Origin of the sequence: Gorillibacterium terrae (assembly GCF_051594785.1) — a bacterium.
In the GTDB taxonomy this organism is placed as follows: domain Bacteria; phylum Bacillota; class Bacilli; order Paenibacillales; family NBRC-103111; genus Gorillibacterium.
Map to the genome: position 1 here is coordinate 522,511 of NZ_JBPPGI010000003.1, position 9,132 is coordinate 531,642.

Annotated in this window: 9 protein-coding genes and 1 other RNA gene; all 10 read left to right on the plus strand. The window is 58.3% G+C overall.

Annotated features, from left to right (window positions below):
- Window positions 1-71 precede the first annotated feature (71 nt).
- Window positions 72-1,643, plus strand: coding sequence for a transcription termination factor Rho (gene rho / locus ACSEXS_RS14910; protein WP_438434026.1), 1,572 nt, complete (start codon window positions 72-74; stop codon window positions 1,641-1,643).
- Window positions 1,644-1,653: 10 nt separating this feature from the next.
- Window positions 1,654-2,934 carry a radical SAM family protein gene (locus ACSEXS_RS14915; RefSeq protein ID WP_438434027.1) on the plus strand — a complete coding sequence of 427 codons (1,281 nt, stop codon included), beginning with the start codon at window positions 1,654-1,656 and terminating at the stop codon, window positions 2,932-2,934.
- 99 nt (window positions 2,935-3,033) lie between these two features.
- Window positions 3,034-3,231: a 50S ribosomal protein L31 gene (gene rpmE, locus ACSEXS_RS14920; RefSeq protein WP_438434028.1), complete on the plus strand. Its 198-nt coding sequence runs from the start codon at window positions 3,034-3,036 to the stop codon at window positions 3,229-3,231.
- A 117-nt stretch (window positions 3,232-3,348) separates the two neighbouring features.
- Window positions 3,349-3,615, plus strand: an RNA gene (gene ffs, locus ACSEXS_RS14925) — signal recognition particle sRNA large type.
- A gap of 612 nt (window positions 3,616-4,227) precedes the next feature.
- Window positions 4,228-5,316, plus strand: a complete 1,089-nt coding sequence (locus ACSEXS_RS14930; RefSeq protein WP_438434053.1) for an ATP-binding protein — start codon at window positions 4,228-4,230, stop codon at window positions 5,314-5,316.
- A 148-nt stretch (window positions 5,317-5,464) separates the two neighbouring features.
- On the plus strand, window positions 5,465-7,216 hold the full coding sequence (dnaX, locus tag ACSEXS_RS14935; RefSeq protein WP_438434029.1) for a DNA polymerase III subunit gamma/tau: 1,752 nt from the start codon (window positions 5,465-5,467) through the stop codon (window positions 7,214-7,216).
- A gap of 12 nt (window positions 7,217-7,228) precedes the next feature.
- Window positions 7,229-7,540: a YbaB/EbfC family nucleoid-associated protein gene (locus ACSEXS_RS14940; RefSeq protein WP_438434030.1), complete on the plus strand. Its 312-nt coding sequence runs from the start codon at window positions 7,229-7,231 to the stop codon at window positions 7,538-7,540.
- A gap of 29 nt (window positions 7,541-7,569) precedes the next feature.
- Window positions 7,570-8,166, plus strand: a complete 597-nt coding sequence (gene recR / locus ACSEXS_RS14945; protein ID WP_438434031.1) for a recombination mediator RecR — start codon at window positions 7,570-7,572, stop codon at window positions 8,164-8,166.
- 175 nt (window positions 8,167-8,341) lie between these two features.
- Window positions 8,342-8,593, plus strand: a complete 252-nt coding sequence (locus tag ACSEXS_RS14950) for a DUF2508 family protein (RefSeq protein WP_438434032.1) — start codon at window positions 8,342-8,344, stop codon at window positions 8,591-8,593.
- Window positions 8,594-8,608: 15 nt separating this feature from the next.
- The gene (locus ACSEXS_RS14955) at window positions 8,609-8,878 is read left to right on the plus strand and encodes a pro-sigmaK processing inhibitor BofA family protein (RefSeq protein ID WP_438434033.1); all 270 of its coding nucleotides are present in this window, start codon (window positions 8,609-8,611) and stop codon (window positions 8,876-8,878) included.
- The last annotated feature ends 254 nt before the right edge of the window (window positions 8,879-9,132 follow it).

The following is a 9,132-nucleotide window of genomic DNA, read 5'->3' on the forward strand; positions in this document are numbered from 1 at the left end:
TTTAATGCAAGCCGACCTTCTTTTGTTGGGAGAGTCGGCCCCAAAATACAAGGATCAAGCGTGGTGGTTGAATGGATATGCAATTATCCCAGCTGGAGGAGCTCAAGCTGACCGAGCTGTACAAGCTGGCGAAGATGCATCAAATCCCTTATTACGGTCAAATGAAGAAGAAGGAACTGATCTTTGCCATTCTTCGGGCTCAGGCCGAAAAGGGCGGACTCATGTTCATGCAGGGCGTGCTGGAAATCCTGTCGGAGGGCTTCGGCTTCCTGCGTCCGATCAATTACCTCCCGAGCGCGGAGGATATCTACATTTCTTCCTCCCAGATTCGCAAATTCGACCTGCGTTCGGGCGACGTTGTCTCCGGCAAATGCCGCCCGCCGAAGGAGAACGAGCGTTATTTCGGTCTGCTCCAGGTCGAGGCGGTCAACGGGGAGAAACCGGAGACGGCGGCCGAGCGGCTGCATTTTCCGGCGCTTACCCCCCTGTACCCCCAGACCAAGATTACCCTGGAAACTACTCCGAATCGGCTGTCTACCCGGGTGATGGACCTGCTGAGTCCGGTCGGCCTCGGCCAGCGCGGGCTCATCGTCGCTCCTCCCAAAGCGGGCAAGACCCTGCTGCTGAAGGAAATCGCCAACAGCATTTCGACGAACTATCCGGAGATCGAGCTGTTCGTGCTGCTCATCGACGAACGGCCCGAGGAAGTCACCGACATGCAGCGCTCAGTCAAGGGAGAGGTCGTCGCCTCCACCTTCGACGAGCTGCCGGAAAATCACATTAAAGTCGCCGAGCTCGTCCTGGAGCGGGCGCAGCGGCTGGTCGAGCACAAGAAGGACGTCGTGATCCTGCTCGACAGCATCACCCGCCTGGCCCGCGCCTATAACCTGGTGGTTCCGCCCACCGGACGAACCCTGTCGGGCGGGATTGACCCGGGCGCGTTCCACCGGCCGAAGCGGTTCTTCGGAGCGGCCCGCAACATCGAGGAGGGCGGCAGCTTGACGATTCTCGCGACCGCCCTCGTGGAAACGGGCTCGCGGATGGACGATGTCATCTACGAGGAATTCAAGGGAACCGGCAACCTGGAGCTGCATCTGGACCGGAAGCTGGCGGAACGCCGGATCTTCCCGGCGATCGACATCCGCCGCTCGGGAACGCGGCGCGAGGAAATGCTGCTGACGAAGGAAGAGCTGGATAAGGTCTGGATGCTGCGCAAGACCATGAACGATTCGGCCGACGTGACGGAATCGTTCCTGAAGAAGCTCGGTGAGGCCAAGACCAACCAGGAATTCCTGGACACGCTGGGCAAGGCTCCGACGGCTCCCGCTCCCCGGGCGCATGCGTCCGCGTCGAGCGCGGTCCGCCGATCGGCGCCCGAGCCGGCTGCCCGGGAGCGCGTCGCCGCCGGAGCCGCCTCCGCTTCGGCTCCGACCTCGGCATCCACCGCGGCGCCTCGCACCCGCACCGCTTCCGCTTCCGCTGCCGCGAGAACGTCGGCGGCCGTCAGATCGTCCGCCTCCGAGCCGACGTCTTCTCCGGCGCAGCCCGCTGCCGGAGCCGCCGAAGCAAGGCCGGAGCCGGCTCCGGCCGAGAAGCCGCCGGCCCGCCGGCCCCGTACATCCGTCACCCGAACCACCCCATAAGGAGAGTGCCATGAATTTGGTTTATGCGGACCGGGATGGCCGCGTCTACGACCACCCGGATTACTGGGCGCTTGCCCGCAGCGCCGATCAAGCCGTTGAGATCCTCGAAGAAGAACTGATTCCGCTGCCGGAAGGGGCGACCTTGGTCAGCCTCCCCGGCACGCGGCCGCTTGCCATAGACCCGAGAAGCGGCGATATGCTGCCGCTTCCGGGCGACTTCCAAGCCGTCGGGGCGCTGCTGCCCCAAGGCTTCACCCGATTGCTGCTGCCGGGTTACGTGAAGGCGGACCGCGATGCCGTCCTGCCGCTGTTCGGCTACACGGCCGTCGTATGGAAAGACGGCGGCTTCTACGTCGCCGCGGAGCCTTGCGACGATCCGGAGCCGTGGAACCCGCTGACCTGCAAGCCGGACGAGCTGGAGGCCGGGGTGGACACGCTCCGGAAGCGGTACCCGGACAACCGCCTGTACGAGCATTTGTCCCACTGTGCCCTCGGCTATGAATGCCTGACGGCCTCCAATACGTTCCTGCAGCGGCTGGAGGGGGCCGTTCCGGTCTCCTTCTCCTGCAACGCCGGCTGCTTCGGCTGCATTTCCGAGCAGCCGGAGGACAGTGCGTTTCCTTCACCGCAGACCCGCTTGACCTTCCGTCCCACGGTGGACGAGGTGGCGCAGATCATGCTGGAGCACCTGCGCACGCCCGAGAGCATCATCAGCTTCGGCCAGGGCTGCGAGGGCGAGCCCTCGACCCAGGCGCCGCTGATCATCAAGGCGATCCGCAAGGTTCGGGAAACGACCGACCTGGGCTATATCAACATGAACACCAACGCGGGGCTGACCGATCACATCCGCGGCATCGTTGACGCCGGGCTTCAACTGATGCGGGTGAGCACGATCAGCGCGCTGGACGAGCATTACGAAGCCTATTACCGTCCCCGCGGCTACAGCCTGAAGAACGTCGAGAAGTCAATCCGCTACGCCGCCGACAAAGGCGTGCTCGTCTCGCTCAATTACCTCATCTTCCCCGGCGTCACGGATCGCGAAGAAGAGGTGGAGGCGATGATCGAGTTGGTCCGCCGTTCCGGCGTCAAGCTGATCCAGATGCGAAACCTCAACATCGATCCCGAGAGCTACCTGTCGCTGATCCCGCCTGCCCGGGGCGAGGTGCTGGGCATGAAACAGCTGCTGCAGATCTATCGGGAAGAGCTGCCGGGTGTGCTGATTGGCTCTTACACCCACACACCGGAAGGCTGGCTGCGCAAACAGCAGTGGGAAGCGGATGCCGCTCGATAACTTCTTGCCTCGATGAATGCAACTGTGCTATACTCGTTTTATGTGTCCAATACTCTGGCTCGACATAACAGAGCCAGGGCGGAAAGAGGTGAAAGAATCATGAAACAAGGAATTCATCCGAAGTATCAAATTACGACGGTAACTTGCGCTTGCGGCAACACGTTCGAAGCCGGTTCTGTGAAGCCGAACGTTCGCGTTGAAATCTGCTCGGCCTGCCACCCGTTCTTCACCGGCAAGCAGAAGTTTATCGACGCCGGCGGCCGTGTCGACAAGTTCAAGAAGAAGTATGGCATCTAATCCGGCAACGGATCAGCGCCCCCTCTTTCCGGAGGGGGTTTTATTTTTGGGGCTGTCCCTCGGAGATTCCTGCCAGTCCTTGCTTATCGGATGCAAGATAAGGTATAATACTCCTTGCCGTGCTAGATGGGGAGGTAGCGGTGCCCTGTAACCCGCAATCCGCTATAGCGGGATTGAATTCCTGTCAAAGGTCTTGTCGCTGTAAGGTCTGACGTCTACACGAGGTGTTGACGGCCGGGTCCTTCGCAATGAATGCCCATGAACCCGGTCAGGTCCGGAAGGAAGCAGCCGTAAGTGGGAGTGTTCATGTGCCGAGGGGTGGCCTAGCCCGAGCTTACGGTAGGCGTTCCGCTTGGATCGCAATGATCGATGGCAGGTGCACGGTACTAAATGAATCGACAATAATGAGAAATGAACGTCCTTGGCGAGAGCCGGGACGTTTTTTTAGGTTTCAAATAGCTCTTTTTATACTAAAATACCAAATAAAGTAAAAATAACCTGGCCATATCCTTGTTGCCGCCTGCCGTTCCTCCATTTGACCCGATTAAATTTAAGGTCTTCCGGAAGGAGATTGTTAGTTTGCAGAGAATGTTAATACATGTAAATGTTACGTGCTGAGACAGTGGGGAGGTAAGACAATTGTCATCTCCGCAGAACGGGTGTATGCAAACCCAAGCGAGTTGCCTGATCGCATGTCTGTCCGAGTGTCAACAGTACGCTTGTTTGTTAGTGGACAAAATCGGTCTGATTCTCGGTCTCAGCCGGGTTTTACTCGATCATCTGGGACTCGAGAACAAAGAGGTGGTCGGCCGGCCTTATTCGACGGTATTCGAAGAGGGTTCCGTCCCGGAATGGGCGGAAATCGAATGGCTGGCGCAGAACCGGAGTCAAGGCGCGGAGCTTCGGGCTAGCTTGAAATCTCCATCGGGAGCTTCCCTCCAAACCGCCTTGCTCGCCAAATATGTCCAAGTCGGTGATGATAAGCAGCGGCAGGCCATTCTCCTCCGGTTTCCCGATATTTTACAGAATCCCAACCTCAGCCTGCTCCAGCAGTTTGCCGGAGCCTTCATGAAGGATATCAACCTCGGCGTCCTGCTGATCGATCTGTCCTTCCATTTGGTCGATATCAGCGATACCGCCTGCCGCATTCTCGGCTTATCCCGGGACAAGGTGCTGGGGGAACCGCTGAATGCCATATTCGCCTCGCTTCCGGCGGAGCATCAGCTTGTCGACCGCTCCATCCTGGATGGGGTGATCGTCCGCAATCACGCCATGTCGTGGATGAACAGCGACGAACGGTATGATTTGCTTCTCGACTCGAACATTCTCAAGGACGGCGACGGCCGGATTGTCGGCGCCTATATCATGTTCAAGGATGTCACCAACCTGCGCTCTCTGGAGGAACAGGTCAAGCGCAGCGACCGGCTGGCCATGATCGGTCAGATTGCCGCCGGCACGGCGCATGAGATTCGCAATCCGCTCACGTCGATCAAGGGCTTCATGCAGGTGCTGAACAACACCTTCCGGGAAAAGGAAATGGACAAGGAACGCACCTACACCGAAATCATGCTGACCGAAATTAACCGGATTAACGATTTGGTCAGCGAATTCCTGTTGCTCGGCAAACGCAAGGACGTCAGCTATCACGAGGTGGATATCCATACCACCCTCCGGGAGATTCTGCCCATCATCCACAATGAAGCGATCCTTCACAACGTGAACGTTTACTACGAAGCGACAGAGGATACGCCGAAGGTGGTCGCCGACCGGGAACTTTTGAAACAAGTATTTCTCAACATTTCCAAGAACGGCATTGAAGCGATGTCGGACGGGGGCAGTCTGACCATCGGTGTCCGAACGGAGACGGAGGACCGGGTTGTGCTCGTGGAGATCCGCGATTCCGGACCGGGCATCCCCAATTTTCTCATCGATAAAATCTTTGATCCGTTCTTCACCACCAAATCCGAGGGAACGGGACTGGGTCTCTCCGTGTGCCAGCGAATCGTGCACGACATGGGCGGCACCATTCGGGTCAGCTCCAAGGGGTTCGGGACCACGTTTACCGTTTGCCTTCCCTTCTCGTAAGCCTGAAGCAATCTTAGCCTCCCCAGCGGGAGGTTTTTTGGGTTGGGGCGTTTCGATTGCCGCCGCTTCGGCGGTTTCTTGGGCGGCCGATCTATAGTATAATGAAGAGACTATTTCCGTCCCGGCGGGAGCAAGGAAAGAGGGAACTATGGCGCACATCGCATTATATAGAAGCTGGAGGCCGCAAACCTTTGCCGATGTCGTGGGGCAGTCCCATGTCGTAAGGACCTTGCAGAATGCCCTCCGAGAAAACCGGCTCAGCCACGCTTACCTGTTTAACGGGCCGCGCGGAACAGGCAAGACCACGCTGGCGAGAATTCTGGCCAAGGCCGTCAACTGCGAACGCGGACCGGCGGCCGAACCCTGCAACGCCTGCGAGGCTTGCCGCAGGATTACCGAAGGCTCGATGATCGACGTGTTGGAGATCGACGCGGCCTCTAACCGCGGCGTTGACGAGATTCGCGATCTTCGGGACAAAACCAAGTATTCGCCGACTGAGGTTCGCCGCAAGGTGTACATTATCGACGAAGTGCACATGCTGACGACGGAAGCCTTCAATGCGCTGCTCAAGACCTTGGAGGAGCCGCCCGAGCATGTGATGTTCGTACTGGCGACGACGGAACCGCACAAGCTGCCCGCGACCATCATTTCGCGCTGCCAGCGGTTTGATTTTCGCCGTGTGTCCGCCGACGAGCAGGCGGACTTCCTTCAAGCGATTTGCGAGGGGGAAGGCTTTGCCGCCGACCGGGATGCGCTGCAGTACATCGCCAAGCTGTCGGAGGGCGGCATGCGGGATGCGGTCAGCCTGCTGGACCAGATTTCCTCATTCAGCGGCGAGCGGATTACCTATCAGTCTGTCGTCTCCATCACCGGAGGGATTTCCTCCGAACAGTTCGGCCTTCTGGCCCGGGCCGTGCTGGAGCGGGACGTCGCCCGGTGCCTGGAGCTGGTGGAGACCATGGCGCAGGAAGGCAAGAGTGCCGACAAATGCATGGAAAGCCTGATGGTGTATTTTCGCGATCTGCTGATGATTCGAATGGTGCCGAAGTCCGAAGCGGTCACCGACCGCATCCTCCATGTCGGGGAATTTCGGGCCGTGGCGGAGGGGTTTGCTTCCGAAGAACTGTTCCGCGTCATCGAGACCCTGAATCACTACCAGACGGAAATGAAGTATTCCGCCCAGCCGCAGACGCTATTTGAAGTGGCGCTGATGAAGCTGTGCACCTCACCTGTCACCTCGGCAAACTCAGCAGCGCCCGCAAATGCGGGCGGTACAGATGCTGCCTCGAGCGACCGGGAGGTTCGGGAGCTTGCCCGCAAGGTGGCGCTGTTGGAGCAGCAGCTCGCCAAGCTCCAGCAAGGAGGGGGACCGGCCGCAGGAGAGGCTGCCCGAGCTTCGGTGCCCTCGGTCGTAACCTCCGCTCCCAAAAACAGCGGAACTTCGTCCGGAGGCGGCGTCCGCAAACGCGTCAAGCTGGAGCCGTTCCTTCAATCGCGGGAGACCGAGCTGCTGAAGCAGGCGACGCTTAAATGGAGCCAGGTGCTCGCCATGGTCAAGGAACGCAAAATTACCGTCCATGCTTGGCTGATCGACGGCGAACCGGTCGGCTATGCCGCCGATACGGTGCTGCTCGCCTTCAAGAGCTCCATGCACCGGGAAACCACGGAGAAGCCGGCGAACAAGCAGCTCATCGAACAGGCGATGTCGGAAATTCTCGGCCATCCGGTTCAACTGGCTACCGTGATGATGAAAGAATGGAAGGAAGCAACGGCCGAGGCAGCCGAGGCGCCCCCGGAAATTCTCCGTCTGGAGCCGGAAGAACCCGAGGAGCAGAACGGACTGGTGAACGAAGCCATTAAGTTGTTTGGCCCCGAGCTTGTCAAAATTAAAGAAGACTAGGAGATGGCACCGATGAACAATATGAATCAGATGATGAAGCAAGTGAAGAAAATGCAGGAACAGATGCTGAAGGCCCAGGAGGAGCTCGGCTCCAAGACCATTGAAGCAACTGCAGGCGGTGGCGTGGTCACCGTGGTGGCGAACGGCCACAAGAAGATCGTGAGCATTGCCATCAAGCCGGAAGCCGTCGATCCGGACGATGTGGAAATGCTGCAGGACCTTGTCCTCACCGCCGTCAACGAAGCGCTGAACCAGGTCGACGAAATGGCCAACAAGGACATGAACAAATTTACCGGCGGTATGAAGATTCCCGGCCTGTTCTAAGGCCGGCCAAGGAAATGAGGGCCTGAGCGTTGTATTATCCCGAACCGATCGCCAAGCTGATCGACGCGTTTTCCCGTTTGCCCGGCATCGGACAGAAGACGGCCGGAAGGCTCGCCTTCCAGGTGCTGCGGATGAAAGAAGAGGACGTGACCGATTTCGCCAAGGCGCTCATCAATGTCAAACGCAATCTCCATTACTGCTCCGTCTGCTGCAATATCACCGATGTCGACCCCTGCCGAATCTGCCAGGACAAGGGCCGCGATCCGTCCGTTATCTGTGTGGTGCAGGAGCCCAAGGACCTCGTCGCCATGGAGCGGACGAAGGAATTCAACGGCTATTATCATGTGCTTCATGGCGCTATTTCCCCCATGGAGGGAATTGGGCCGGATGAAATCTACATCGCCGACCTGCTCAAGCGGCTGAGCGACGACCGGGTCGAGGAGTTGATTCTGGCGACCAACCCGAACATCGAAGGCGAAGCGACCGCGATGTACTTATCCCGGCTGGTCAAACCCTTCGGCCTTAAAGTAACCCGTATCGCCCACGGCCTGCCGGTGGGCGGAGACTTGGAATATGCGGATGAAGTCACCTTGACCAAAGCCCTGGAAGGGCGCAGAGAGGTGTAGTTCATCGGACTTGCGGATATCCGTACAAGGATAATCCGAGAAGCGCCCCTGCTCTTAAGCGACCCGTTCGCGTAAGGCAGGGGCGCTTCTTGCATAGGATGAGCCCGGAGGCCTGTTCTAAATCCTCACTCCCGTGACTATATCTAGTGGTACCAAGGATCGGGAGGGATTAGGGATGGGATGGGGCAATCGAGGCGACCGAAGGGACCCGGGAAGGCTTCCCGAAGAGCAGGAATACCTGCTGCGCGAAATTCGCCGGGCGCACGAACAATGGGTTACCGCAAGCGAGCATCTGAACTGGGTGGGGATCTCCGAGGAGATCGACTATGCCGTGTTTGCAATGGCCGCCGCCGAGAAGAAGTATGACATACTGCTGAAGCAGGCCAAAAAGTTGGACTGGCAGGAATACTCCTTTTACGCAGGCTGAGGAGGGGGAGATACCATGCGGATATTCATGTGGGGTCTGTTGACGGGATCGCTCGTCTTGCTGGCGGTCTTATTGTTCCGCAACCGGCAGGCCGGCCGGCTGTTGGCGAAGTGGGGCCTCGCGGCCTCAGTGGCGGCTGTTTTGCTGTATGCCGCCAATTGGTTTGGGGCATCCTATGGCTTTCACCTGCCGATCAACGGCGGGACGGTCGCGCTTATCGGCATTCTGGGCATGCCCGGTCTCGCCTTGCTGGCGGCTGTTCAGTGGTTCGTTATACAAGGATAAAGCAGATATAGGTTATGGTTAAATTTAACATTAAACTTTCTATCAAAAAGGGTTGACTCAAGAGTCGGGGCCATGCTATATTATTTAAGTCGCTTCGGACGGATCGGATTTTCCGGACAAGCAAGAGGCCGACGCAAGAAAATGGTCCTTTGAAAACTGAACAACGAGTGGATAGGACGCAGAATTCGGGCTTCGGCTCGGAGGACGCACAAACAACACGCAAGTGTTAAGTAATGAGCTTAAGAGAACGATCT